This is a genomic window from Nonomuraea sp. NPDC050536, from assembly GCF_044457685.1.
In the GTDB taxonomy this organism is placed as follows: Bacteria; Actinomycetota; Actinomycetes; order Streptosporangiales; family Streptosporangiaceae; genus Nonomuraea.
Map to the genome: position 1 here is coordinate 422,807 of NZ_JBITHD010000005.1, position 25,642 is coordinate 448,448.

The 25,642-nt window shown below is 69.7% G+C and carries 22 protein-coding genes, 1 tRNA gene and 1 pseudogene; 17 read left to right on the forward strand and 7 right to left on the reverse strand.

Annotated elements, in window-relative coordinates:
- Positions 1–360: 360 nt before the first annotated feature.
- Positions 361–999 (reverse strand): GntR family transcriptional regulator, encoded by a 639-nt coding sequence (locus ACIBHX_RS18000; RefSeq protein ID WP_397068212.1) that lies wholly within the window; start codon positions 997–999, stop codon positions 361–363.
- Between the two features lie 111 nt (positions 1,000–1,110).
- Between ACIBHX_RS18000 and ACIBHX_RS18005 the strand changes: the two genes are divergently transcribed.
- The 9 genes from ACIBHX_RS18005 to ACIBHX_RS18045 are packed head-to-tail and all read left to right on the forward strand — an operon-like array spanning position 1,111 to position 12,485.
- Positions 1,111–3,039, forward strand: coding sequence for a beta-galactosidase (locus tag ACIBHX_RS18005; protein WP_397068213.1), 1,929 nt, complete (start codon positions 1,111–1,113; stop codon positions 3,037–3,039).
- Complete coding sequence (gene gcvPA / locus ACIBHX_RS18010) at positions 3,017–4,330, forward strand: aminomethyl-transferring glycine dehydrogenase subunit GcvPA (RefSeq protein ID WP_397068214.1); 1,314 nt, start codon at positions 3,017–3,019, stop codon at positions 4,328–4,330. Before ACIBHX_RS18005 ends, gcvPA begins: the two co-directional genes overlap by 23 nt.
- Positions 4,327–5,895, forward strand: coding sequence for an aminomethyl-transferring glycine dehydrogenase subunit GcvPB (gene gcvPB, locus ACIBHX_RS18015; protein ID WP_397068215.1), 1,569 nt, complete (start codon positions 4,327–4,329; stop codon positions 5,893–5,895). Before gcvPA ends, gcvPB begins: the two co-directional genes overlap by 4 nt.
- A 3-nt stretch (positions 5,896–5,898) precedes the next feature.
- On the forward strand, positions 5,899–7,026 hold the full coding sequence (locus ACIBHX_RS18020) for an ATP-NAD kinase family protein (protein ID WP_397068216.1): 1,128 nt from the start codon (positions 5,899–5,901) through the stop codon (positions 7,024–7,026).
- Complete coding sequence (locus ACIBHX_RS18025) at positions 7,023–7,763, forward strand: SDR family NAD(P)-dependent oxidoreductase (protein ID WP_397068217.1); 741 nt, start codon at positions 7,023–7,025, stop codon at positions 7,761–7,763. Before ACIBHX_RS18020 ends, ACIBHX_RS18025 begins: the two co-directional genes overlap by 4 nt.
- A gap of 18 nt (positions 7,764–7,781) precedes the next feature.
- Entirely contained in the window at positions 7,782–9,077 is a 1,296-nt protein-coding gene (locus ACIBHX_RS18030) for an ABC transporter substrate-binding protein (protein ID WP_397068218.1), read from the forward strand.
- Positions 9,077–10,006 carry a carbohydrate ABC transporter permease gene (locus ACIBHX_RS18035; protein WP_397068219.1) on the forward strand — a complete coding sequence of 310 codons (930 nt, stop codon included), beginning with the start codon at positions 9,077–9,079 and terminating at the stop codon, positions 10,004–10,006. Before ACIBHX_RS18030 ends, ACIBHX_RS18035 begins: the two co-directional genes overlap by 1 nt.
- A gap of 8 nt (positions 10,007–10,014) precedes the next feature.
- Entirely contained in the window at positions 10,015–10,836 is an 822-nt protein-coding gene (locus ACIBHX_RS18040; RefSeq protein ID WP_397068220.1) for a carbohydrate ABC transporter permease, read from the forward strand.
- Entirely contained in the window at positions 10,836–12,485 is a 1,650-nt protein-coding gene (locus tag ACIBHX_RS18045) for an amylo-alpha-1,6-glucosidase (RefSeq protein ID WP_397068221.1), read from the forward strand. The genes ACIBHX_RS18040 and ACIBHX_RS18045 overlap by 1 nt, the downstream gene beginning before the upstream one ends.
- A gap of 368 nt (positions 12,486–12,853) precedes the next feature.
- Here ACIBHX_RS18045 and ACIBHX_RS18050 read toward each other — a convergent pair.
- Positions 12,854–13,633: pseudogene (locus tag ACIBHX_RS18050) on the reverse strand (serine hydrolase); the annotation flags it as partial.
- Positions 13,634–13,742: 109 nt separating this feature from the next.
- Between ACIBHX_RS18050 and ACIBHX_RS18055 the strand changes: the two are divergent.
- Both ACIBHX_RS18055 and ACIBHX_RS18060 read left to right on the forward strand, forming a co-directional pair.
- The gene (locus ACIBHX_RS18055; RefSeq protein WP_397068222.1) at positions 13,743–15,449 is read left to right on the forward strand and encodes a sensor histidine kinase; all 1,707 of its coding nucleotides are present in this window, start codon (positions 13,743–13,745) and stop codon (positions 15,447–15,449) included.
- Positions 15,442–16,110: a response regulator gene (locus ACIBHX_RS18060; RefSeq protein ID WP_397068223.1), complete on the forward strand. Its 669-nt coding sequence runs from the start codon at positions 15,442–15,444 to the stop codon at positions 16,108–16,110. Before ACIBHX_RS18055 ends, ACIBHX_RS18060 begins: the two co-directional genes overlap by 8 nt.
- On the opposite strand, the gene ACIBHX_RS18065 is transcribed toward ACIBHX_RS18060, so the two are convergent.
- Complete coding sequence (locus tag ACIBHX_RS18065; protein ID WP_397068224.1) at positions 16,107–16,952, reverse strand: spermidine synthase; 846 nt, start codon at positions 16,950–16,952, stop codon at positions 16,107–16,109. The genes ACIBHX_RS18060 and ACIBHX_RS18065 overlap by 4 nt on opposite strands.
- Positions 16,953–17,050: 98 nt before the next feature.
- Here ACIBHX_RS18065 and ACIBHX_RS18070 point away from each other — a divergent pair, with 98 nt between their 5' ends.
- The 5 genes from ACIBHX_RS18070 (at position 17,051) to lat (ending at position 21,504) form a co-directional block, all read left to right on the forward strand.
- Complete coding sequence (locus ACIBHX_RS18070) at positions 17,051–18,526, forward strand: penicillin-binding transpeptidase domain-containing protein (protein WP_397068225.1); 1,476 nt, start codon at positions 17,051–17,053, stop codon at positions 18,524–18,526.
- A gap of 20 nt (positions 18,527–18,546) precedes the next feature.
- The gene (locus tag ACIBHX_RS18075) at positions 18,547–19,194 is read left to right on the forward strand and encodes a hemolysin III family protein (RefSeq protein WP_397068226.1); all 648 of its coding nucleotides are present in this window, start codon (positions 18,547–18,549) and stop codon (positions 19,192–19,194) included.
- Positions 19,191–19,556, forward strand: a complete 366-nt coding sequence (locus ACIBHX_RS18080) for a PPOX class F420-dependent oxidoreductase (RefSeq protein WP_397068227.1) — start codon at positions 19,191–19,193, stop codon at positions 19,554–19,556. Before ACIBHX_RS18075 ends, ACIBHX_RS18080 begins: the two co-directional genes overlap by 4 nt.
- A gap of 46 nt (positions 19,557–19,602) precedes the next feature.
- Entirely contained in the window at positions 19,603–20,136 is a 534-nt protein-coding gene (locus tag ACIBHX_RS18085) for an HdeD family acid-resistance protein (RefSeq protein WP_397068228.1), read from the forward strand.
- Positions 20,137–20,235: 99 nt separating this feature from the next.
- Positions 20,236–21,504 carry an L-lysine 6-transaminase gene (lat, locus tag ACIBHX_RS18090; RefSeq protein WP_397068229.1) on the forward strand — a complete coding sequence of 423 codons (1,269 nt, stop codon included), beginning with the start codon at positions 20,236–20,238 and terminating at the stop codon, positions 21,502–21,504.
- A 470-nt stretch (positions 21,505–21,974) separates the two neighbouring features.
- Here lat and ACIBHX_RS18095 read toward each other — a convergent pair whose 3' ends face one another.
- Positions 21,975–22,199, reverse strand: coding sequence for a LuxR C-terminal-related transcriptional regulator (locus ACIBHX_RS18095; RefSeq protein WP_397068230.1), 225 nt, complete (start codon positions 22,197–22,199; stop codon positions 21,975–21,977).
- A gap of 231 nt (positions 22,200–22,430) precedes the next feature.
- Here ACIBHX_RS18095 and ACIBHX_RS18100 point away from each other — a divergent pair, with 231 nt between their 5' ends.
- A complete protein-coding gene (locus ACIBHX_RS18100; RefSeq protein ID WP_397068231.1) occupies positions 22,431–23,501 on the forward strand; it encodes a hypothetical protein in 1,071 nt (356 codons plus the stop codon).
- A gap of 39 nt (positions 23,502–23,540) precedes the next feature.
- Here ACIBHX_RS18100 and ACIBHX_RS18105 read toward each other — a convergent pair.
- The 3 genes from ACIBHX_RS18105 to ACIBHX_RS18115 form a co-directional block, all read right to left on the reverse strand.
- Positions 23,541–23,613 (reverse strand) — tRNA-His (locus ACIBHX_RS18105).
- A gap of 69 nt (positions 23,614–23,682) precedes the next feature.
- Entirely contained in the window at positions 23,683–24,276 is a 594-nt protein-coding gene (gene orn, locus ACIBHX_RS18110) for an oligoribonuclease (protein WP_397068232.1), read from the reverse strand.
- A gap of 69 nt (positions 24,277–24,345) precedes the next feature.
- Positions 24,346–25,635: a DUF2510 domain-containing protein gene (locus ACIBHX_RS18115; protein ID WP_397068233.1), complete on the reverse strand. Its 1,290-nt coding sequence runs from the start codon at positions 25,633–25,635 to the stop codon at positions 24,346–24,348.
- Between the last annotated feature and the right edge of the window lie 7 nt (positions 25,636–25,642).

The window sequence follows — 25,642 nt, forward strand, 5'->3', positions numbered from 1 at the left end:
ACCTCAAGCGGTGCGTGAGGTCGCACTACAGAGGCCACTCGAAGTCATTCAAGAACGGCTACCTCGAAGCCAACCCATACTGCTGAAAAGCAATAAAGCCCACCAGACCCCTGGGCGCCAAACAAGCCCCAGGGTAGGTGGGCCACGGCAACGGAAAAGCCCTCGACAGCCCCGCGGTTCCCATCAACCGAAGCACGGCGCGGTGGCGCCTCGCCGTACAGGAGCCCCTAAAAGAGAGTTATGCCTGCCGGGCAGGGAGGACGAGTTCTTCGCGGGTGTTCATGACAAATGGCCCGTAGCGACCGACGGGTTCGCCGCCGAGGATGAGAGCTGGTCGGGCGCGATCAAGTCAGATTTCGGCTATTCCAGGCGGGACATCATCCGCTCCATGCCGTTGACCCAGTTGTCCCGCAGCGCCCGGGTCGCAGCCGGCAGGTCGCCTGACAGGAGCTCCTCGGCGACCTTGCAGTGCTCGGCCGCCTCCCGCTGCAGGGGTGCGTCGTCGCCGGCCAGTAGGTGCGCGTAGCGGCGCATCCCCGCCTTGACGCTGGTGATCAGGTCGAGCAGGCGCTCGTTCGGGCAGCCGCTGAGCAGCAGATCGTGCCACTCGTCGTCGTGCCGCTCGATGACCTGCTGCTCCGCCACCGCATCGGGGAACTCGCGGGCCAGCTCCAGCAGCTTGGGCGCGATCTTCTTGAGGGAGACAGGGTCGGAGGTCTCCAGCGCCAGCGCCTCCAGCGCGGCGACGATCTCGCAGAGCTCCCTGAATTCCTGCTTGCTCACCGGCGCGAACCGGAACCCGCGCCCCTGGCTGCTCTCCAGGACGCCCTCGCCCGCGAGGGTGATCAACGCTTCGCGCAGGGGAGTACGGCTGACGCCCAGCTCACCGGCCAGCGCGGCCTCGTTGATGTCGGTCCCGGCGGCGAAATCGCCCCGATCGAGCCTCCTCAGCAGTTCTTCCCTGATCTGCTCGCGCAGCGGTCGCCGCTCGATCGGCATGACGCTCCTCCGCTTCATCTGCCCCCGCCCGTATGTTAGCGCTTGACGTGATGCAAAATACTGCACTATGAATTCTGCATACAAAATAGTACTGAAGGAGTGACGGTGGGAGTGACCCGAGTTCGGGGCCTGCTGTTCGGCGGTGACTACAACCCCGAGCAGTGGCCGGAGGAGGTCTGGGCCGAGGATGTGCGGCTCATGGCCGAGGCCGGCGTGAACATGGCCACGGTCGCCGTCTTCTCCTGGTCGCGCCTGGAGCCGCGCCCCGGTGTCTACGACTGGGGCTGGCTGGACCGGGTGCTCGACCTGCTGCACGAATACGGCATCGCGGCCGACCTGGCCACCGCGACCGCCACCCCGCCGCCCTGGCTGGTGCGCGAGCACCCCGAGGTGATGCCGGTGGACGCCGCGGGCACACGCCTGGAGTTCGGCTCACGGCAGGGCTACTGTCCCAGCTCGCCGGTCTTCAAGCAGCATGCCGTACGGCTGGCCAGAGCGGTGGCCGAGCGGTACAAGGACCACCCGGCGCTGGCCATGTGGCACATCTCCAACGAGTACGCCGACCACACCCTGGAGTGCTTCTGCCCGGAGAGCGCCCGGCACTTCCGCAGCTGGCTGGAGAAGCGTTACGGCTCCGTGGACGCGCTCAACCAAGCGTGGGGGACCTCCTGCTGGGGCCAGCACTACACGAACCTGGACCAGGTCGAGCCACCCCGCAAAGCACCGGGACCGGTGAACCCGTCGCAGCTGGTCGACTGGCGGCGCTTCTGCAGCGACGCCCTCCTGGAGCTGTTCGGCGCGGAGAAGTCCGTGCTGCGGGAGATCACGCCGGACATCCCGGTCACCACGAACTTCATGAGCATCCTGCACGGCCTGGACTACTGGAAGTGGGCCGCCGAGGAGGACGTGGTCAGCGACGACGCCTACCCCGACCCGGCCGACCCGGAGTCGCACGTGGCCGTCGCGCTCAGCTACGACCTGATGCGCTCGCTGAAGCGCAAGCCGTGGCTGCTGCTGGAGTCGGCGCCGTCGGCGGTGTCGTGGCGCGAGGTCAACGTGCCCAAGCCGCCCGGCATGATGCGCCTGCACAGCCTCCAGGCACTGGCACACGGCTCCGACGGCGTGATGTTCTTCCAGTGGCGCCAGGCCCACTACGGGCCGGAGAAGTTCCACTCGGCGATGCTCCCGCACGGCGGCACCTCAACCCGCGGCTGGCAGGACACCCTGCGCCTGGGCCGCGACCTGCGCAACCTGGCCGAGATCGCGGGCACGAGCACGAAGGCCGACGTCGCGCTGATCCTCGACTGGGACAGCTGGTGGGGCCTGGAGGCGCCCGAGTCGATGCCGTCCAACCGGCTCAGGCTCAAGGAGCTGCTGCTTGCCTGGTACGCGCCGCTGCACGCCCGGGGCATCAACGTGGACCTGGCTCGACCCGACGAGGACCTGTCGGGCTATCGGGTGGTCATCGCGCCCAACCTCTACATGTGCACCGCCGAATCGCTCAGGACGGTGACGGGTCAGCTCGTCGTCGGCCCGTTCTCCGGCGTGGTGGACCCCAACGACCACGTGCATCCCGGCGGCGCCCCTGGGCCACTAAAGACGATGCTGGGCATCGAGGTGGACGAGTTCTGGCCGCTGCCGGACGGCGTGACGCAGGAGACGACCGCGGGCATCGCGCACACCTGGGCCGAGTGGATCAGGCCCATAGACGCCGAGGTCGTGGCCACCTACCAGGGCGGCGAGCTGGACGGGCTCCCCGCGATCACCCGCAAGGGCGATGCCTACTACGTCAGCTGCCTGCTCGACGACCCCACGGCGATCCTCTCGATCGAAGGCCTGGACCTCCCCGATGGCGTGGAGGCGACCCGCAGGGAGAACTACCTCTTCCTGCTCAACCATGCGACCACCCCGAAGAAGGTCATCCTCCCCACCCCGGGACGGGACCTGCTGACCCAGCAAGACCTCGAAGGCGAGATCGAGATCGCGCCCAGAGACGCCATCGTGCTGAAGGAGTCCAGTGACACACCCGTATATCCCTAACGCCGAGCCCGGCGTCAGGGCCGAGATGCTCGCCGCCATCGGCGTGGAGAGCGTCGAGGAGTTCTACGCCGACATCCCCGCCGAGCTGCGCCTCGGCCGCCCGCTCGACCTGCCGGCCCCCTTCGTCGCCGAGCAGGACCTGATCCGCCACATGGACGGCCTGTTCGGCCGCAACCGGCAGGCGCTCAGCTTCCTGGGCCACGGCTGCTACCCCCACCACGTGCCGGCCGTGTGCGACGAGGTGAACTCCCGCAGCGAGTTCCTCACCGCCTACGCCGGCGAGCCGTACGAGGACCACGGCCGCTTCCAGGCGCTGTTCGAGTACGTCAGCATGATGGGCGAGCTGCTCGAGATGGACGTGGTCAACGTCCCCACCTACGACGGCTTCCAGGCCTCGGGCACCGCCCTGCGCATGGCCGCCCGCTACACCAAGCGGAACAAGGTCCTGATCACCGGCGCCATCGGCGCGGACAAGCTGAGCAAGCTGCGCGACTTCCTGGCCCCGGACATCGCGATCGAGCTCGCCCCGGTGGGCGCCGACGGCGAGATCGGCGAGGTCGCCATCGACGGGACCTACGCCGCGATCTACCTCGAGACCCCCAACGTCTACGGCGTCGTCGAGACCCGCGGCAAGGAGCTGGCCGAGCTGGCCCACGCCCACGGCGCGCTGCTCGTGGTCAGCGCCGACCCGATCTCGCTGGGCGTGCTGGCCCCGCCCGCCGCCTACGGCGCCGACATCGTCTGCGGCGACATCCAGTCGCTCGGCATGCACCAGAGCTTCGGCGGCGGCCACGCCGGCTTCATCGCCACGCAGGACCACGAGCCGCTGGTCGCCGAGTTCCCCTCGCGCCTGTTCGGCATCGCCCCGACCAAGGTCCCCGGCGAGTACGGCTTCGGCGACGTCTACTACGACCGCACCTCCTTCGCCCTGCGCGAGGAGGGCAAAGAATGGGTCGGTACGGCTGCCGCCCTGTGGGGCATCACCGCCGGCGTCTACCTGGCGCTGATGGGCCCGAACGGCATGCGGGAGCTGGGCGAGACCGTCCTGGCGCGCACCCGCTACGCCATGGACGCGCTCGCGCCCTACACGCTGCACACCGACGCGATCCACTTCCGCGAGTTCGCCATCCGCGTGCCGGATGCCCAGGCGCTGCTCGACGGGCTCCTGGCCAGGGACATCTTCGGCGGGGTCCGCCTGGACGACACGACGGTGCTGGTCTGCGTGACCGAGCGTCACTCCATCGACGACATCGACCGGCTCGCCGCAGCCGTCAAGGAGGTTCTGGCATGAGCGGTCATGGGACCGAGTCGTTCGCCGAGCTGCCGGTGGCACCCAAGCCGCCGCTGCGTCGCTTCCACCAGGCCCGCTGGGACGAGCCGGTGATCTTCGAGCTGTCGCATCCGGGCCGCCGCGGCATCGCCGTGTCCGAGCCCGGCGCGCCGCGCGTGGAGCTGCCGGAGTCCGTACGGCGGGCCGAGGCGCCCAAGCTGCCCGAGATGTCGCAGCTGCACGTGCTGCGCCACTACCTGAGGCTTTCGCAGGAGAACCTGGGCGTCGACCTGAACATCGACGTCGGCCAGGGCACCTGCACGATGAAGTACAGCCCCAAGGTCAACGACCAGTTCGCCAACGCGATCGCCGAGCTGCACCCGCTGCAGCCGGAGGAGAGCGTGCAGGGCGTGCTGGAGATCTACTGGCGGCTGGAGCAGATGCTCGCCGAGATCTCCGGCATGTCGCGGGTGTCGCTGCAGCCCGGCTCCGGTTCGGCCGCCATCTACGCCAACATCGCGATGATCCGCGCCTACCACGCCGCCAACGGCGAGGGCCCCGGTTTCGGCACCAGGGACCAGGTCATCACCACGATGTTCTCGCACCCGTCGAACGCGGCCTGCGCCAAGACCGCCGGGTACGAGGTCATCACGCTGATGCCGGACGCCGACGGCTACCCGGACATCGAGGCGCTGCGGGCCGCGATCGGCCCCAGGACCGCCGCCCTGATGATCACCAACCCGGAGGACACCGGGATCTTCAACCCGCGCATCAAGGAGTTCGTCGACCTGGTGCACTCCGTGGGCGGGCTGGCCTGCTACGACCAGGCCAACGCGAACGGCATCCTGGGCATCACCAGGGCCAGGGACGCCGGGTTCGACCTGTGCCACTTCAACCTGCACAAGACGTTCTCCACCCCGCACGCCTGCGGCGGGCCGGCGGCCGGCGCCTGCGGCGTCTCCCCGGCGCTCGAGCCCTTCCTCCCCGGCCCGACGGTCGAAGAGGACGCCGGGCGATTCTTCCTGAAAGTTCCGGAGAAGTCGGTCGGGAAGATCCGCCCGTTCCTCGGCGTCACGCCGAACATCGTGCGCGCCTACGCCTGGATCATGGCGATGGGTGCCGAGGGCCTGCGCGAGGTGGCCGAGACGGCCGCGCTCAACAACAACTACCTGATGCACAAGGTCCTGCAGATCCCCGGCGCCTCGGCCCCCTGGGACAAGCGCCGCATCGAGCAGGTCCGCTACTCCTGGCAGGAACTGTCGGAGGAGACCGGCGTCCACTCCGAGGAGATCGGCGTCCGCGCCGCCGACTTCGGCGTGCACTACTGGACCTCGCACCACCCCTACGTGGTGCCCGAGCCGTTCACGCTGGAGCCCACGGAGTCCTACTCCAAGGAGGACCTGGACGAGTACGCCGCGATCCTGGCCCACGTGGCCGACGAGGCCCGCAGGGACCCCGAGTACGTCAAGGGCGCGCCGTACAACCAGACGATCCACAAGATCGACCCGACGTCCCTCGACGACCCCAAGCAGTGGTCGCCGACCTGGCGCGCCTACGTGCGCAAGCACCTGACAGGCAAGGACTGAGCTGTGTTCACCGTGGGGCTGGTCGTCAACCCGGTTGCCGGGCTGGGCGGCTCCGTGGGCCTGAAGGGCAGCGACGGGGCCGACGTGCAGCGCGAGGCGCTGTCACGGGGCGCCGTGCCGCACGCGGGGGAGCGGGCCGCGCAGGCGGTCCGCACCCTGCTGTCCCGCCGTCCCGGCACTCGGTTCGTCACGGTCTCCGGCGCGATGGGCGAAGACAGCGTCCAGGGTGCCGCTGAGCTGGTACGGCTGCCGCCGCCACCCGACGGCCACACCACGGCCGCCGACACCAGGGCGGCCGTGGTGGCCTTCGCCGAGGCCGGCGCCGACCTGGTGCTGTTCGCCGGGGGCGACGGGACCGCGCGGGACGTGCTCGACGCGGTCCGTGGCCTCGGCGGGCAGGCACCGCCCGTGCTGGGGATCCCGGCGGGGGTCAAGGTGTATTCCGGTTGCTTCGCGCTGAGCCCGGCCACAGCCGGGTTCCTGGCGGCCGGCTTCGATCCGGAGAGCACGCTCGAGGCCGAGGTGGTGGACCTCGACGAGGAGCGCTACCGCAACGGCCTGGTCAGCCCGCGCCTGTACGGGACCGTCCGGGTGCCGGACTCGCGTACCGGGCTGTCCGGGCGCAAGGCGGGATCGTCGAGCGCCATCCCGGCCACGGCCGAGGGCATCGCCCGGGAGGTCGTGTCCAGAATGTTGCCGAATGTCCGTTACATTCTGGGACCAGGTGCCACGACGATGGCCGTCGGGCGGGAGCTGGGGTTGGTCACGACCCTGCTCGGGGTCGACGTGATCGAGTCCGGGCGGCTGGTCGCGGCCGACGTGAGCGAGGGGGAGCTGGTCGACCTGGTGCGGGGGCGGGAAGCGGTCGTCGTGCTGTCCGTGATCGGCGGCCAGGGCTTCGTGCTCGGCAGGGGCAACCAGCAGATCTCCCCCCGGGTGCTGGACGGCCACGAGCTGCTGGTCCTGGCCACCCAGCAGAAGCTGGCCGCGCTCAAGGGGCGCCCGCTGCTGGCCGACAGCGGAGACGCCGAGCTGGACAGAAAGCTGAGCGGGCACGTCCAGGTGATCACCGGCTACCGCGAAAGCACGATTTACCGCATCAGTGCGGCTAGTGAGGAGAGTTTCGGATGAGTGCGCTGGAGGGCAAGGTCGCCGTCGTCACCGGCGGTGCCTCGGGCATCGGGCGGGCCACGGCACGACTGTTCGCCCAGGAGGGCGCCAAGGTCGTCGTGGTCGACATCGACGGGCCCGGCGCCGAGGCGGTCGCCAAGGAGATCGACGGCCTGGCCGTACAGGCGGACGTGTCCAGCCCGGACGACTGCCGCAGGGTCGTCGAGACCGCCACGGGCACCTACGGCGGGCTGCACGTGCTGTTCAACAACGCCGGGATCATCCGCCGCACCACCGCGCTGGACCTGGACGTCGAGGAGTGGGACCGGGTCATGGCGGTCAACGTCAGATCCGTCTTCCTCATGTGCAAGTACGCCATCCCGGCCATGACCGAGGGCGGCTCGATCGTGAACACCGGCTCGGGCTGGGGGCTCAAGGGCGGTGGCAACGCGATCTCGTACTGCGCCTCCAAAGCGGCCGTGGTCAACATGACCAGGGCGCTGGCCATCGACCACGCCAAGGCCGGGATCCGGGTCAACTCGGTCAACCCCGGCGACACCATGACGCCGATGCTGCGCGACGAGGCCAAGCAGCTGGGCGAGGACTGGACGGCGTTCGAGGCCGACGCCGCCGACCGGCCGATGGGCCGCTCCGGCACGCCTGACGAGATCGCTCAGGCCGTGCTCTTCCTGGCGAGTGACGCCGCCAGCTATGTCACAGGATCCGCGCTCGTCGTCGACGGCGGCGGGCTAGCTTAACCCCCCCAGGAGAAACACATGAAGCGTGCGGCAGCCGTTATCGGCATCCTCGCAATCGCCGTCACCGCGTGCAGCGGCGGCGGAGGCGCACCGGGCGTTCCCGGTTCCAGCGGCAAGGACGCCGCCGGCGGCCCGGTGACCATCCGCTGGTCGGCCTGGGGTTCGGCGGACGACATGAAGCTCTACGATCCGCTGGTCAAGAAGTTCGAGAGCGAGCACCCCAACATCAAGCTCAAGCTCGAGCCGGTGGCCAAGTACGAGGACTACCACCCCAAGCTGCTCACCCAGCTGACCAGCAAGACCGCGCCCGACGTCTTCTTCGTGGGCGACGACAACATCGGCAAGTTCGTCTCCGCCGGTGTGCTCACCTCGCTCAACGACAAGCTGAGCGGCCCCGACTCCAAGAGCAAGCCCGAGGACTTCTTCGAGGGCGTGTACGGCGGCGCCAAGAAGGACGGCCAGATCTACGGCGTCCCGAACGACACCAACCCCGAGGTGCTCTGGTTCGACAAGCAGGCGCTGAAGGACGCGGGCATCACCGAGAACCCGGCCGAGCTCTACGCCGCCGGCCAGTGGACCATGCCGAAGTACCTGGAGATGGGCGCCAAGCTCGTCAAGGCGGGCAAGTCCGGATCGCTGTTCTGGAACTGGTACGGCTCCACGTACAGCATGATCCACGGCTTCGGCGGCAAGGCGTGGGACGGCGCCAAGTTCACCGCCACCACGGACCCGAAGGCGCGCGAGGCCCTGCAGACCCTGGCCAAGGGCTACGCCGACAAGACCTTCGTCTCGATCGACCTGCTGCCGGCCAGCAACGGCGGCAACACCCAGTTCCTCAAGCACAAGGCCGGTTTCTACGCCGGCGGCCGCTGGGTGATCGACATCGTCAAGAAGGGCGGCGACCTGGCGAACTACGACATCGTGCCGTTCCCGTCCCCGGACGGTAAGCCGATGTCGGGCGCCGTGGCGGCCTCGTACATGGCCATGAACAAGGACACCCAGCACCCGAAGGAGGCCTTCCAGTTCCTGACCGAGTTCGTCAGCAAGGAGGGCCAGATGGTGCGGCTCAAGGGCGGCGGCGCCGTGCCGTCCGTCAAGGGCGCGGAGTCGGTCGTGCTGGACGGCTACCCCGAGCACGCGCAGACCTTCCTGGACGTGCGTGACAAGGGCTTCGCCAACTACCCGGAGGAGGTCGCCGTGCCCGGCCTCACCGCCGGCATCAACGACTACCTGCTCAAGGTCTGGCAGGGCAAGGTGCCCTTCGACCAGGGCATGACCGAGCTGCAGAAGCTCGTCGAAGGCAAGCTCGGCTAGTGGCCACGCTCACCCGCTCACGGACCGCCCCGGCCCACGCCTCCGCCAAGAAGGTCAGGAGCCGGGACGGTCTGTGGGCCGCCTTCTTCCTCGCGCCCCAGGTCCTGGGCCTGGTGGTGTTCCTGCTGATCCCGCTCGGGTTCGCCTTCGTGCTGGCGTTCATGCAGTGGGGCGGGATCGACCAGCCGAAGTGGGTCGGCTTCGACAATTTCGCCGCCCAGCTGACCGACCCGCTGTTCGGGCGGGCCGTCTGGAACACCGTCAAGATCGCGCTGATCACCGTGCCGGTGGGGCTCGCGCTGGCCGTGCTCATCGCGGTGGCGCTCAACAACCTCAAGGGCAGCAACGTCTACCGGGTCCTGTACTTCATGCCGGTCGTCACCAGCTCGGTGGCGGTCGCGCTGATCTGGCAGGTCATCCTGGCCGACGACGAGAACGGCGTGCTCAACACCTCGCTCAAGCGGTGGCTCGGCCTCACCGGCCCCGACTGGCTCGGCAGCCCGCAGTGGGTGATTCTGTCCATCGCAGTGGTGACGATCTGGTCGTCGCTGGGGCTCAACGTGGTCATCTTCATGGCGGGACTCCAGACGATCTCGCCGACGGTCTTCGAGGCGGCCAGGATCGACGGTGCGAGCGCCTTCCAGACCTTCCGGCGCGTCACGCTGCCGCTGCTGTCGCCCACGATCTTCTTCTCCTCGATCGTCGCCGTGATCAGCTCGCTGCAGGCCTTCGACCTGATCTACGTGCTGGTCGACCCCAAGGACAACGAGGGCGCGCAGACGATCGTGTACCGCGTCTACGACCTGGGCTTCAAGCAGTTCCAGTTCGGCATGAGCAGCGCCGCCGCGATCCTGCTGCTCCTGCTGACGCTGATCGTCACCCTCGTCCAGTTCGCGGCGCAGAAGCGCTTCGTCCACTACGACTCCTAGGATCCGCCATGCGAACCAGGCAGGTCGCCCTGCACGTCTCGCTGACCGTCGGCGGGCTCCTGATGCTGTTCCCCTTCGTCTGGATGCTGCTGACATCCTTCAAGGGCACGCACCAGATGCTCAACAGCCCGACCGATTGGCTGCCCAGCCCCTGGCGGGCGCAGAACTACGGCGACGTGGTCGGCGGCAGCTCCATCCTCGGCGCCTACTGGAACAGCTTCTACATCGCGGTGCTGAACGTCGGCCTCACCCTGCTGACCTCCGCGATGGCCGCCTACGCCTTCGCCCGCATCAAATTCAGGGGCTCCGGCGCGCTGTTCGTGCTGTTCCTGGCCACGCAGATGGTGCCGACACAGGTGACCATCGTGCCGCTGTACCTGCTGCTCGCCAAGATCGGCTGGGTCGACTCGCACATGTCGCTCATCGTGCCGTCGATCGTCAACCCGTTCGCGGTCTTCCTGCTGCGCCAGTTCATCAGGGCGGTGCCGGTGGAGCTGGAGGAGGCCGCCAGGATCGACGGCGCCAACCGCTGGACGATCTTCTGGCGCGTCGTGCTGCCCAACATCAAGCCGGGCCTCGGCGCGATGGGCATCATCGTCTTCCTCGCCGCCTGGAACTCCTACCTCTTCCCGCTGATCTTCCTCAACACGCCCGAGCTGTTCACGGTGCCGCTGCTGCTGGCCTCCTTCGCCAAGGAGCACGGCGCGATGGACTACGGCCTCATCCTGGCCGCCTCGTCGATCGCGGTGGTGCCCACCCTGATCGCCTTCCTGATCGGGCAGCGGCGGATCATCAACTCGATGGCCGCCTCCGGCATCGGAGGACGCTGATGTTCACCCTCGACCTGCGCGAACGCCCCTTCACCGACCGGGGCTCCCGCCTGCTCGTCATGACCGACGACGACGGCTCCCTGCGAGTCGCCCGGGCGCTCTACGAGACCCGCCTGTCCGACACGACCATCCTGACGGGCCTGCGGCTCTTCGACGGCTCCCGCGAGCTGCCGGTACGGCGTGCCACGCCGGACCGGATCGAGTTCGAAGGAGGCGTCGTCCTGGCCTTCGCCGACGCCGAGACCCTGGCGCTGTCCGGGTCCGGGGCCGTGGCCCGATGGGACGGGGGCGAGGTGGCCGTCGACGGGTGCGTCACCTTCGAAGGGCGACGGCTCAAGCGGGACGTGCCCGGGGAGGCCGCCGCCCGGTGGGGCGAGTGGTTCTCGAAGATGCCCGCCGTACCGGAGGAGCTGCGGGAGCGGGCCGAGATGGCCTGGTGGACGCTGGCCGTCAACCAGGTCCGCATCCAGGGGCGCGAGTCGCTGATCCCGTCGAAGTACGGCTACGTCGGGCTGTGGAACTGGGACTCCTACTTCCACGCCATCGGGCTGAGGCACGCGGAGCCGGCGCTGGCCCGCGAGCAGATCCGGATATTGCTGGACAACCAGCGTCCCGACGGGTTGATCCCCGACGTGGTGCACGACCACGGGGTGCTGGCGGAGACGACCGACCTGCCGCGTTCCGACCTGGCGCGGCTGGCCCAGCACGTCGGCGGGGAGCCGATCCGCGAGCCGGTGCCGGTGACCAAGCCGCCGCTGACCGCCTGGGCCGTCTGGAAGATCCACGAGGCCGATCCCGACGTGGGCTTCCTGGCCGAGGTGTACGAGCGGCTCGTTCGATCCCAGGAGTGGTGGTTCGCCCGCTCCGACCCGGACGGCGACGGGCTGGCCGAGTACCTCCACCCGTACTCCTCCGGTCTGGACGACAGCCCGATCTGGGACCACGGGCCGCGCGCCGAGCCGCCGGACCTGAACTCCTACCTGGCCCTGCAGTACGACCGGCTGGCCGACATCGCCGAGGCCCTGGGCAAGAGCGGCGATGCCACCATGTGGCGGGAGAAGGCCCAGATGGTGGTCGACCTGCTGGTGGCGCGGCGGTGGAACGGCACGCGGTTCGTCACCCCGCAGGCGGACGTCCGCACGCCGCTCGACCTGATGCCGCTGTTCACCGGCCGCCTGCCCGCCGCCGTCGCCCGGCGCCTGGTGGACGACCTGCTGTCGCCGAGCTTCTGGGGCGAGCGGCCGGTGCCCACGGTGGCCTTCGACGACCCCAGGTTCGAGCCGGACACCATGTGGCGCGGCCCGGTCTGGCTGAACGTCAACTACCTGCTGATCGACGGCCTGCGCCGTTCCGGTTTCCACGCCGAGGCCGCCGAGCTGCGGGAGCGCACCCTGGCGATGGTCCGCGACGGCGGCGGCCTCTACGAGTACTGGAACCCGGCCACGGGCAGGAAGGCCACCAGGGCGACCACGGGCTTCGGCTGGTCGGCCGCCCTGTTCCTGGACCTGGCTCAGGAGAGCAGCCCGAACGCGCCGCGCGACAGCGCCATCAGCTCGTTGGTGACGTCCGTGTCCGGCAGCGACGTATCGGGGTCGGAGGCCATCGCGGTGACCACGAACGTCCTGCCGGAGGCCGAGCGGGCCGAGTAGCCGAGGTTCAGCACGCCGGGCTCGGAGCCGCCCTTGAACCAGACGTCGGACCAGCCCTTGGCGTCCATGCCGCCGTTGTTCAGCGACATGGCCCTGTTCACCTGCGCGGACCCCAGCCCGCGCAGGCGGGCGTGCGCGCGGCACACGTCGAGCGGGGAGCCGAACCACTCGACCGTGTCGATGTCGCGCGGCCCGGTCCACATCCTGAAGTCCGACAGCGGCACCTTGGCCACCTCGCCGGCCAGGTAGGCGCGCTTCTGCGCGGTGCCGCGCGACAGGTAGGCCTGGTCGCGTCCGGTGCCCTTGAGCAGGAACATCTCCCGCGTCGACAGGAACGGCGCGTTGGCGTGGGAGGACCAGGCCCGGTTCACCGCCTCGACGCTGCGCCGCCCCGCCTGGTGCAGCAGCAGGTCGGCCCCGGTGTTGTCGCTGATGGAGATCATCAGGTCTGCCGCCTCGGAAACGGGCACGGTGCTGTTGTCCGGCCGGTTCTGCAGCTGCCCGCTGGGCAGGCTCTTGAGCGACGGCTTGATCGTCAGCGGGGTGTCCCAGCCGAACCTGCCCGCCTTGACCGCCTTGGCGACGGCGCCGAGCACGTACAGCTTGAACATCGACCCGAGCGGCCTGGCCTGACCCGCGTTGACCGTGTGCACGGTACGGCAGCGCCCGCCGGGCAGCACCTCGGCGGCCACGAAGCCGACCCGCGGCGCCGCCTTCCGTAGCCGCTCGTCCAGCTCCTGCCACGAGGTGGGGGCAGGGCGGGAGAACCGCAGGTAGTTGATCTTCCCCGCGGAGTCGACGCCGATACCCAGCACGAACTGCTTGCCCTGGAGAGTGACCAGGGCTTCGAGCTCGGTCGGCGTCTCGGAGGCGATCTTGTCGAGCCGCATTCCCTTGAACGCGCCCATCGCCTGGTTGATCTGGGCGGCGGGTATGTGGGCGAGGAAGTCGGCGGAGAAGTGCGCGGTCAACTCGCTTTCCGGGACCGGCGCCCGGTTGACGGCGCCGAGCACCCAGCGCAGTTGCTCGCCCACCTGGGAGGCGGGCGTCGTGGCGGTGGGAACGGGCTCGCTGAGAGCGAAGGCCGCGGGCGTGGCGGCAAGCGAGGCCGCCAGCAGCGTGGCCAGCGTCAAGGGGAGAATTCGCATGCTCACAGGCAATCCCGTGCGCCCCTGCCCGGCCCACCAGGGCAGCCGTCGACAAGTGTGCGGTTAACCTCATAGACGCCTCCCGGATCTGTCGCCACGATGGGCGTCTATGGTTTCGAGGGTGCTGGCCGCGCTCGCGGCGGTCGGCGTGATCGCGGGCGCGCTCATGGAGTCCGGGCTGCCCGGCCCGGTCTCGCAGTGGATGTTCATCGTGCTCGGCTGCCTGTTTCCGGTGCTCGGCCGGCTGCTGACCACGCGGCGGCCCGCCGTGCCGTACGGGTGGCTGCTGCTGGGCACGGCGCTGGCGCTGGGGCTGGGCACGTTCGGGGTCGGGCTGGCGGTCCGGGCGCCGTGGCTCGGCTGGCTGGTGGCGCCGCTGTCGGCGCTCTTCGCCGTGTTCTACGGCCTGACCTGGGTGTTCGTGCCGTTGATGTTCCCCGACGGGCGGCTGCCCTCGCCGCGGTGGCGGCCCGTGGCCTGGCTCGCGGCGGTCGCGATCGCCGTGCAGAGCGTGGCCCTCGCGCTGGTGCCCGAGCTGCCGTACGGCGGGCACAACCCGCTGGCCTTCCCCGGTTCCGGTCTGATGCACTGGGTTGCGTCGTTCGCTCAGCTCATCGTGCTCGTGCTGGCCCTGGTGGTGCTCGGCGGGCTGGTCGGGCGGTGGCGGCGCAGCAAGGCGGCCGAGCGCGGGCAGTACGGCTGGATGGTGGCCGGGGCGGTGGCGGGCCTGGTCGGCTGGGTGATGCTGCTGGCCTTCCAGTTCGGCGCGCTCGCACTGGGGCTGCTCGGTGTGCTGAGCGTGCTCGGGGCGCTGCCCGTGGCGATCGGCGTGGCCATCGTGCGGTACCGGCTGCTCGACATCCGCGTCGGCCGGCGCGGCTCGCGGCTGCACATCGTGGTCGGGGTCCGGCCGACCGTGGGGGAGATGCTCACGACGCTGGGGACCGCGCTGGAGGACGCGCCCGAGCCGGTCGAGCAGCTGGGCAGGCTGGCGGCAGCCGTACGATCCGGGCTGAACGTGCGCTGGGCCGCGGTCGCGCTGGCCGACGGCACGCGCGTGGTCTCAGGGCCCGAGGAGGGCCAGGCGGAGCTGACGGTGCCTGTCACGGGCGGGCTGGGCACGATCGAGTGCGGCCCCGGCCACTACGGCCCGCTCAGCGAGGAGGACGGACGGCTGCTGGAGGCGCTGGCCGTACCCGCCGGGCTGGCCATCCAGAGCGCGGGGCTGGCCACCCGGCTGGTCAACGCGCAGGAGGCGGAGCGGCGGCGCATCGAGCGCAACATCCACGACGGCGTCCAGCAGCAGCTCGTGGCGCTGATCGCCGGGCTGGAGGTGGCCCGCGCCACCGGCGGCGGCGTCGACCAGCTCGCCCACCTGCGCGACCAGGCCCGCCAGACGCTCCAGGACCTGCGCGAGCTGGCCGCCGGCATCCACCCGTCGGCACTCGGCCAGGGCGGGCTGGTCGAGGCCGTGGAGGAGCGCTGCGCCCTGCTGCCCGTGCCCACCACGGTGACGGCGAGCGCGGGGCTGCGCGCGCGCCGCTTCCCCGACGAGGTCGAGGGCGCGCTCTACTTCACCGTCAGCGAGGCCGTCGCCAACGCGCTCAAGCACGCGCGCGCCGCCAAGATAGAGGTACGGCTCGCGCACGACGGCGGCCGTCTGAGGGTGTCGGTCGCCGATGACGGCAGGGGATTCGACACCGGGGCGGCCCCGCTCGCCGCCCTCGCCGACCGGCTGGACGCGCTCGGCGGCGGGCTGAAGATCGACAGCGGAGCAGGAAAGGGGACCCGGGTGGAGGCGTGGGTTGATGCCTGACGTGCTGCGTACGGTCGTGGCCGACGACCACTACCTGGTCCGCGAGGGGACCAGGCGGCTGCTGGAGCTGTCGGGCGAGGTGGAGGTCGTGGGCGCCGTGGGCGACGCCGACGAGCTGATCGACGCCGTCGGCAGGCTCCGGCCCGACGTGGTGATCACCGACATCCGGATGCCGGGTGGCGCCTGGCGGCCCGGGTTCGAGGGGATCGACGCCGCCCACCGCATCCGCGAGCTGGCCCCAGGGGTGGGCGTGGTGGTGCTGTCGCAGTTCGGGGACGCCCTGTTCGCCTTCGAGCTGTTCGCGCACGGCACGGCCGGTTTCGCCTACCTGCTCAAGGACCGGGTCGGCGACCTGGAGGAGCTGCTCGGAGCGATCAGGGCGGTGGCCACGGGCGGATCCGTGATCGACCCCAAGGTCGTGGAGGGCCTGATGGCCAGGCACGACGTGCGCGGCGAGCGGGAGCGGCTGACCCCGCGCGAGCGCGACGTGCTGCGGGAGATGGCCCGCGGCCGCTCCAACGGCGGCATCGCCAGGGAGCTGCACCTGTCGGTGTCGTCGGTGGAGAAGAACGTGAACTCCATCTTCACCAAGCTCGGCCTGGAGCCGGGGACCGACGTCCACCGCCGGGTCGCGGCGGTGCTGACCTACCTGAGCCCCTAGCCGAATACCTGCGGCGGCGGAACCGGGGCGAGCACGGCGTCGCCCTCGTGGATCGGGGCCGCGCCCGCGACGAAGTTCGTCAGCGTCTCGCTGTGCAGGCACCGGGCCTGCGTGAGCCCGCCCGCGGCGCGCCTGGTCAGGTCGTCGACGGGTAGCGCGGTCCGGGACGCGGCCAGGATCAGGTTGCCGAAGCGGCGGCCCCGCATGACCCCCGGCTCGGCCAGCAGCGCCACGTGCCGGAACGTGGCGGCGACCGTGGCCGTCAGCCGCCTGGCGAAGGCCAGGCCCTTGCCGTCGGCCATGTTGATCAGCAGGGTGCCGTCCGGGCGCAGCACCCTGGCGATGTCGCCCAGATACTCCACCGTCGCCAGCTCCACCGGCATCGTGGCGCCGTTGAAGGCGTCCAGCACGAACAGGTCCGTCGTGGCGTCCCAGACCTTGGCCGTGCCCTCGAGGCCGCCCTGCACGATGACCTTCAGCTTCGGCACCGACCGCAGCTCCAGCTGCTCGCGCACCAGGTTGACCAGCAGCCCGTCCGGCTCGATGACGATGTGCCGCGAGCCGTGCCGGGTGGCCGAGACGTAGCGGGGGATCGTGAACGCCCCGCCGCCCACGTGCACACAGTTCAGCGGACCCTCGGGGAGCAGGTCGATGATGTCCGCCATGAGGCGTACGTAGTCGAATTCCAGGAATGTGGGGTCTTGAAGGTCCACGTACGACTGCGGTACGCCATCCTTGGACAGCACCCAGCCGTCCTGCCTGTCCAGGTCCCGGAGCAGTTCGATCTCGCCGAACGTCACCGGGTACAGACCGGGCATCGGTTCCCGCTGTCCACGTGCCACGCTGATCCCTCCTGGGAGAACACCGTATGCGACGGAGAAGGCTGATTGTGCTCCTTATCGCGGTTCTTGCGGTTGTGGGAGCCGGAGCCTTCGCCATCATGACCTCGAACGCCGTCGCCGGCCGGGTGAAGGGCAGCCCGCAGCAGACCGCCGACGCCTACTTCCGCGACTGGGGCTCGGGCGACATCGAGGGCATGGCCGGGCTCGTCTACCGGCCGCCTGTGGACTTCGTCACCCAGCACCTGTCGCTGACCGAGGAGCTCCACGTCGAGTCCATCGAGCTGCGGCCCGGGGCGCTCAGGAAGACCGGCGAGAACACGGCCGAGGTGCCGTTCTCCGGGACCAGGCGCTTACGCGAGTTCGGGGCATGGCCCTTCAGCAGCACGCTGCGGCTGGCCGTACGCGACAGGGCCTGGAAGGTGCTGTGGGCGCCCGAGACGCTGCACCCGCTGCTCAAGGGCGGCGGGACGCTCGACCTGACGCACTTCGACGGGCCCTCGACCGAGCTGGTCACCGCGGAAGGCGACAAGATCCCCGAGAACAGCTACGCCGACAGCTATCTGCGCATGATCCAGCCCCATGTCGCCAAGGTGCACCGCGGCTGGGCGCTGGTCTCGAACGTGCCGGGCAAGCCCGCGCAGCAGTTGATGACCGTCCAGCCGGACGCCGACAAGAAGAAGACCACGCTCTCGCGGGCGGTCCAGGCCGCGGCCGCGCGGGCGCTCGACGGCGTGGACGACGCCGCCGTCGTCGCGGTCCGGCCCAGCACGGGCGAACTCCTGGCCGTCGCCGACCGGCTCACGGGCAACTACAGCGCGCTCTTCGACGCCTTCCCGCCGGGCTCGACGTTCAAGACCATCACCGCGGCGGCGCTGCTGAAGTCCGGGCTCGACCCGGCGGAGACCATGGACTGCCCCGGCACCTACACGATCCCCTTCCACCGGTCGTTCAAGAACGCGGGGGAGACCGCGCACGGGCAGGTGTCCTTCGCCGACGCCTACGCCTACTCCTGCAACACCTCCTTCGTCGAGCAGACCGTCGCCAGGATCGGCGCGCAGGACCTGATCGACACCGCCAGGGAGTGGGGCTTCGACAAGGGCATGCCGACGGGCGCGGGCACGGCGGCGTGCGGCACGATGCAGCCGACGGACGACGTCGACATGCTCGGCCAGGACGCCATCGGGCAGGGCAGCGTGCAGGCCAGCCCCGCCTGCATGGCCGCCATCGCCGCCGCGGCCGAGGACGGGACCTGGCGGCCGGTCAGGATGCTGCCGCCCAAGGACGTCACGCGCATCGACGGGCCGCTGCCCGAGCCGGTCAAGCTGGATGACGGGGTGCTGACGGCGCTGCGGGGCATGATGGCCGCGGTCGTCGACCACGGCACGGCCGCCGGCGCCGGGTTGCCGGCGGGCGTGGCGGGCAAGACCGGCACCGCCGAGGCGGCCGACGGCGGCGAGCACGGCTGGTTCATCGGCTACCGCGGCGACCTGGCCTTCTGCGTGTTCGTCAGACACGGCGGCTCCGGCCGCGCCGCGGCGCTCCCGATCGCGGTCCGCTTCCTGGCCGGACTCTAACCTACGGTACCGTAGGTTGCATGACGACCATCACCGCGAAGCCTCGGCTACGGGGCTGGTTGCACACCGGGGCGCTCCCGGTGACGCTGCTGGCCGGGTTCGTGCTGGTGGCGCTGGGGCCGACGCTGCAGGCCCGGCTCGCCGCCGCCGTCTACGCCGTCACCTCCGGGCTGCTGTTCGGCATCTCGGCGACCTACCATCGCGGCACGCTCGGTCCCCGGCTGGCCGAGCTGCTGCGCCGTCTCGACCATGCGAACATCTATCTGATCATCGCGGGCACCTACACGCCCTTCGCGCTGCTGGCCCTGGACGGCGCGGCCCGGATCGCCGTCCTGGCCGTCATCTGGAGCGGGGCGCTGGCCGGGGTGCTGTTCCGCGTGTGCTGGATGGGCGCGCCCCGCTGGCTCTACACCGTGCTCTACCTGGCGCTCGGCTGGACCGCGATCTTCGTGATGCCGCAGCTGCTTGAGGGCGCCGGTGTGGCTGCCGTGGTGCTCGTGGCCGTCGGCGGCCTGTTCTACACCGCCGGCGCCGTCGTGTACGGCCTGCGCCGCCCCGACCCGTCACCGAACTGGTTCGGCTTCCACGAGGTCTTCCACGCCTTCACGATCGCGGCGTACCTGGTGCAGTACATCGCGGTGTCGATCGTGGTCTACTCCCACGTATGAGTTTGGGAGACGAGCAGTACCTTTCCGTGACCACCTACCGCCGCGACGGCACCCCGGTGGCCACGCCGGTCTGGGTCGCCGCGGACGGCGCGGACCTGGTCTTCTGGACGGTCACCGACTCGGCCAAGGTCAAGCGGATCAGGAACAACCCGTCGGTGACCGTGGCGCCCTGCGACCTCCGCGGCAACCTCAAAGGGGAGGCGGTGCGGGGGACCGCCACGATCCTGTCGGCCGAGGAGACCGAGCGGGTGCGCGGGCTGCTGCGGCGCAAGTACGGGCTGGTGGGGCGGATCACCCTGCTGGGCAGCAAGCTCCGGCGCGGCAGCACCGGCACGGTGGGCGTGCGGATCACGGATATTTGACCGGGCGATGGGCTCCTTGGGTGATCTGTGTGGATAACAGACGGGCATGGAGCAAATCTCGCGTACCTGGTGGCTGGTCCTCATTCGCGGCATCGTCGCCATCATCTTCGGCATCCTGGCCCTGGTCTGGCCGGGGATCACGCTGTACGTCCTGGTGATCTTCTTCGGCGCCTACGCGATCGTCGGCGGGATCTTCGCGCTGTTCGCCGCGTTCGGGCACGGCGTGCAGTCGAAGGCCTGGCTCATCATCTCCGGCATCCTCGGCATCCTGGCCGGCATCGTGGCCTTCGTCTGGCCGGGCATCACCACGCTCGCCCTGCTCTACGTCATCGCCTTCTGGGCCATCTTCACGGGCATCGCCGAGATCGTGGCGGGCATCCGGGCCAGGGCGGTCATCGAGAACGAGTGGATGATGATCCTCGGCGGCATCCTGTCGGCCATCTTCGGCGTCCTGCTGATCATCTGGCCGGCCTCGGGGGCGCTCGCCCTGATCTGGCTGATCGCGATCTTCGCCATCATCTACGGCATCGTGATGATCGTCCTGTCCTTCCGGTTCAAGAGTTTGGCCGCGCAAACCTGAAGATGCTTGCGCTGCCAGGCCAGATCGCCGGATTTTTTCGGATACATATGCCCCATTGAGGGAACGTATGCCGTGTCTGGCGCTCACCGTGGAGGAGACATGGACGTACACTCCCGCCTTGCCCGCCACCTACTGGTCGACGGCTATCGGCTGGTGCTCGACCTGGAGCGCAGCCGGGGCTCCTGGCTCGTCGACGCCAGGGACGGCCGCCGATACCTGGACTTCTACACGTTCTTCGCCTCGGCGCCGCTCGGTGTGAACCCGCCCTTCGCCCCCGACTTCGAGGCCTTGCTGGGGCGCGTCGCGCGCAACAAACCCGCCAACCCCGACATGTACACCGAGCACCTGGCCGACTTCGTCGACGCGTTCACCCGGGTGCTGGGCGATCCCGAGCTGCCCCACCTGTTCTTCGTCGAGGGTGGCGCGCTGGCCGTGGAGAACGCGCTGAAGACGGCCTTCGACTGGAAGAGCCGCCGCAACGAGGCCGCCGGGCGCTCGCGCGATCTCGGGACGCAGGTCATGCACCTGACCCACGCCTTCCACGGACGCAGCGGCTACACGCTGAGCCTGACCAATACCGAGCCGGGCAAGACCGACCGGTTCCCCAAGTTCCCCTGGCCGCGGATCGAGACGCCCGCCGTACATTTCGGAAATGTCGCCCAGGCTGAGGAGCGGGCGCTGGCGCAGGCCCGCGCGGCCTTCGAGGCCCACCCGCACGACATCGCCTGCTTCATCGCCGAGCCGATCCAGGGCGAGGGCGGCGACAATCACCTGCGGCCCGAGTTCCTGCAGGCCATGCAGCGTCTCTGTGCTGAATACGACGCGCTGTTCATCCTGGACGAGGTGCAGACGGGCGGCGGCACCACCGGCACACCGTGGGCCTACCAGCAGCTCGGCCTGGCGCCCGACATCGTGGCCTTCGCCAAGAAGGTGCAGGTCGGCGGCATCATGGCGGGACGCCGCGTGGACCTCGTCCCCGACAACGTCTTCCAGGTGTCGGGCCGCATCAACTCCACCTGGGGCGGCGGCCTGGTCGACATGGTCCGTTCCCGCGGCCTCCTCGAGATCGTCGAACGCGACGCCCTCATCCCGCGCGCGGCCCGCCTCGGCGTCACCCTCCTGGACGCCCTCACCAAGCTCCAGGTGGACCACCCGGACAAGGTCACCAACGCCCGAGGCCGCGGCCTCATGGCCGCCTTCGACCTTCCGGACACGGCGGCCCGGGACGCCCTGGTCACCTGCCTGCGCGAGGACCACGCCGTCCTCGTCCTCCCCTGCGGCCCCCGCTCGATCCGCCTCCGCCCCGCCCTCAACATCCCAGAGGAATCCCTCACCCACGGCCTCACCGCAATAGCCGCCGCCCTCTAACCCCCCGCAGCGAAGGCCGACGCCCAATACGGCGTGCAACCTCTGGGCCCCGGCATCCACGGGCCCGGCCCTGCGGGCGCCCGCGCTTCCAGGCGCCGGGTCGGCGAGACGTGGTGCGGTGGAGGTCGGCGCCCGGTTCGGCGGGTCACCCATGAACCCTGGTATCCACGGAACCTTGGGCGTTCACGGCGCTCGGGCATCCAGGGACCTTGGTGCTCGGGTTCGTACTTCGGGTGCCGGGGCGGCGGGTCGGGGGGTGATGAAGGTCGGCGCCCGATACGGCGGGGGGTTGGGGCCGGGGGGCCACGGTCACGAGGCGTCGTAGCGGTGATCAGCCATGTCCTGCTGGCGTGGCGTCTCCCTGGACAGGGGCCAGCCCTGTGCGGCGGGCGGCGGTGGCGGCGGCTTGCCGTATGGCCGCAAGAGACCGGAAGGGACCGGAAACCGCATATAGGCCCGGAAGAAAGGAGCTAGTTATCGGGCGCGCGAGACAGCCACAGGCCGATGGCGGTGGGGCGGGAGTCCACGCCGAGTTTCGCATAGATGCGGTTGACGTGGTTCTTGACAGTCTTCTCGCTGAGGAACAGGCGCTGCGCGATCTGGCCGTTGGAATGGCCTGTAGCGATGAGGTCCATGACCTCGGCTTCGCGTTTGCTCAGGGACGTGTAATCGAACGCTGCGTCGTCGACTCTCATCCGGCCTCCGGGGGCGCGCAGACGGTCAGATCGCCGATGGCCCCCGTGCTTCCGGCGTTAGCGGTCAGACAGCGAGCATAACTCGCATTGTCGTGATTTGGGGACGATGTCGGTGAAAAACGGCAAGGGCTGAGCGGGGGATTGAGTCCAATCATGCCCCAGAGCGGCGGGCAGCGTGGTGCGAATCACGCTAGCCTCGTTGATCACGTCGATCCGCAGGGAGCACGCATCGTGGCGAAGAACGACGGATACGCAGTCAGCCCTGAAAGTGTCAGAGACGCCGGCATCTCCTTCCACCACGTCGCCGAATCGTTCAACTTCTGCCAAGCACCCCCGCCTCTTCACCCGTTCGCCCTGAGCGTGGTCGGCGAATTCTGCCGCCACACGCACGAGCACATCCGCGCCGAGGTCGAGAAGCAGTTGCAGTACGGCCGGGCGGAGGCGGAGGCCATCGGCGAGACGTTCGGCAAGACCGCCTCCACGTATGTCGAACCCGAGAGCGCCGCCGTCAGGAACCTGCTCAACGTGGCAGGCATGGTGGGCGACAGGGCCCAGCCGGAGCTCCACCTGCCCCACGGCGGCACCGGCAAGCACTCCATCGACAGATCCCTGTCGATACCCACCGGCCTCCTCGGCAGCACCGTCGGCTTTTTGGAGGCGGGGATGAAGCATCTGGCCATCCAGGAGTTCAAGGCGAACCCGGCCGCCCGGGGCCAGGCCACCCTCCGAACGCTGATCGCGGCACGCACCTTCGCCCTGAGCCTCGCCGCGGCCGTGTCGCTGTGGGCGGCCACGATCATCCCGTCCGACGAGAACGTGGGCAGGACCGTCGACGACTGGAGCAGGCTGGCGGAGACATTGGCCCGCACCTTCGGCTCGGACTTCGACGGGATCAAGAAGGCGCTGGCGCAGGTCGGCTGGTCCGGTGCCGCCAGGGATACCGCGGACGGCAGGATCACGGAGTTCGTCGCGGCGGGCATCCACCTGACCGAGATGTCGGCGCGGGTGTCGCGGGCGCTCAACGACCTGATGGAGACGTTGGACGACCTCAACGGGAAGGTGGCGAACGCCACGTTGGTGATGGGAGCCGCGATCGTGGCGGCCGGCCTGGCGGCCGGCATCTGGCCCGCGGTCAGGCCCGTGCTGGAGGCGATGGGCACCAAGCTGACCATGGTGACCGTCACCGCGGCCGCCCTGGTCTCCATGCTCTACGCGGTGGGCGTCAGCAAGGTCTCCTTGGCCGGGGTCGACGCTCCACTGCGGATCGGCGGCCACGAGGTCACCGGATTCCGGCACTCCTGAACACGAAGAAAGGCCCCGGAAAGGGGCCCTTCTTGAAAGGGTGAGCGAAGGGACTTGAACCCTCGGCATCCAGGACCACAACCTGGCGCTCTACCAACTGAGCTACGCCCACCATCGTGCGCACCGTGACGACGGCACAGAGAAAAGTGTAGCGGTGTTCAGGAGTCCTTTCGCCACCCGATTAACCGCTGACACCTTCGGCCAGCGTCCGGGCCGTGGTCGAGTCGGGTCCCGGCTGCGCCACGAAGACGGCCGCTCGGTAGTAACGCAGCTCCCTGATGCTCTCCGTGATGTCGGCCAGCGCCCGGTGTCCGCCCTGCTTCTCGGGCGCGGCGAAGTAGACGCGGGGGTACCAGCGGCGCACCAGCTCCTTGATCGAGGAGACGTCGATCATCCGGTAGTGCAGGTAGCCGTCGACCGCGGGCATGTCCCTGGCGATGAAGGTGCGGTCGGTGCCGATGGAGTTGCCGCACAGCGGCGCCTTCTTCGGCTCGGGGATGTGGCGGCGGATGTAGTCGAGCACCAGCGACTCGGCCTCGGCCAGCGTGACGCCGCCGGCCAGTTCGGGCAGCAGCCCCGAGGCCGTGTGCATTTCGCGCACCACCTGCGACATCTGCTCCAGCGACTCGGGCGGCGGCTTGATGACCACGTCGACGCCCTCGTCGAGCTGGTTCAGCTCGCTGTCGGTGACGATGCACGCCACCTCCACCAGCGCGTCCCGGCTCAGGTCGAGCCCGGTCATCTCGCAGTCGATCCAGACCAGCAGATCACTCATTCGTTCTCCTCGCCCAGCGGCTCGGAGCCATCCGCCCGCTTGCTTGTCCCACCAGCCTAGTGCCACCGCTCAGGCGGGCTTGAGCGAGGCGAGAACCTGCTCTACCACATTGGTGCCCAGATTGTCGGGAACCGACATGTAGAAGATCGCGGGACGCTCGCCCTCGCCGCGGTCCATCAGCACGATGGCGCCGTTCTCGGTGTTCCACTTGTAGCCCTTCTTCTTCGACTCCGCAGAGAAGTCCAGCTTGAACTGGAGCACCCAGGCGTCCTTGTCACCGATCTTGATCGCCTTGCTCTGGACGATCTTCTGGGTGTGCTGGATGTCGTAGTACTTCTGGAAGTCGATGAAGACCGTGCCCGTGAGGTTCTGCAGGTCCTGCGAACTGCCGTAGGGGAACAGGTCGTTGAGCACGCCGGTGTAGACGTTGCCGATCCAGTCGCTCTTGCCGTTGTACTTGGCCTGCGCGGTCTGCTGCACAGCACTCGACCAGGCCTGCGCCTGCGGGTCCGTGCCGTTCACGTCGGCGATGTCGGGCACCTGCCAGCCCGACGGCGGCGCGTACGACAGGCCCGCGACCGGGTCGGTGATGCGGCCGTCCTGCGGCTGGGGCAGCTGCTGCGGCACCGAGGTCGAGGGCGGCGGCTCCTGCGTCTGTCCCGTGGTCGGCGGCTGCGGCACGTAGGTGTCGTCGGCCGTCGGCCTGCCGGAGCCGCGGTTGACGAAGAAGATCGCGCCGACCACGATCAGGCCCACCACGACCAGCGCCGCCAGCCCGCCGAACACCCACGGCAGCGGGTTGCTCTCCCGCCGCGGCGGCCCGTATCCGGGCGGCTGCTGCGCCGCCCCCGGCACCGTGTACTGCGGCGGCGCGCCGTACTGGGGGGCGGTGTACTGCGGCCCGCTCTGCGGTGGCGGCGCGAACTGCGGCACCCCCTGCTGCGGCCCGGACTGAGGTCCGAACTGAGGCCCGGACTGCGGCCCGGACTGAGGTCCGAACTGCGGCCCGCTCTGGGCTCCGCCGTACGGCGAGCCATCAGGAGCGGGCGAGGTGAGAGGAGCTCCGCCGTACGGCGAGCCGCCAGGGGGCGGGGTGAACTGGGGACCGCTCGGCTCGGTGTGGTCCGGCTGGCCGTACTGACCCTGACCCTGGAGCGGCTCGCCGTAGGTCAGCGTGGGGTTGGCCGGGTGGTCCGTCCAGGAGGGGCCCGGGGGGAACTGCGGACCAGACCCCTGCTCGGGGGGCGCCGGCTGCTCCAGCGGATGGGTCGCGTCGGTCCACTGGCCGCCGTCCCACCACCGCAGTTGGGGCGATCCGTAGGGGTCGGGGTACCAGCCCGCGGGGGTCTGCGTGGTCATGCCCGTC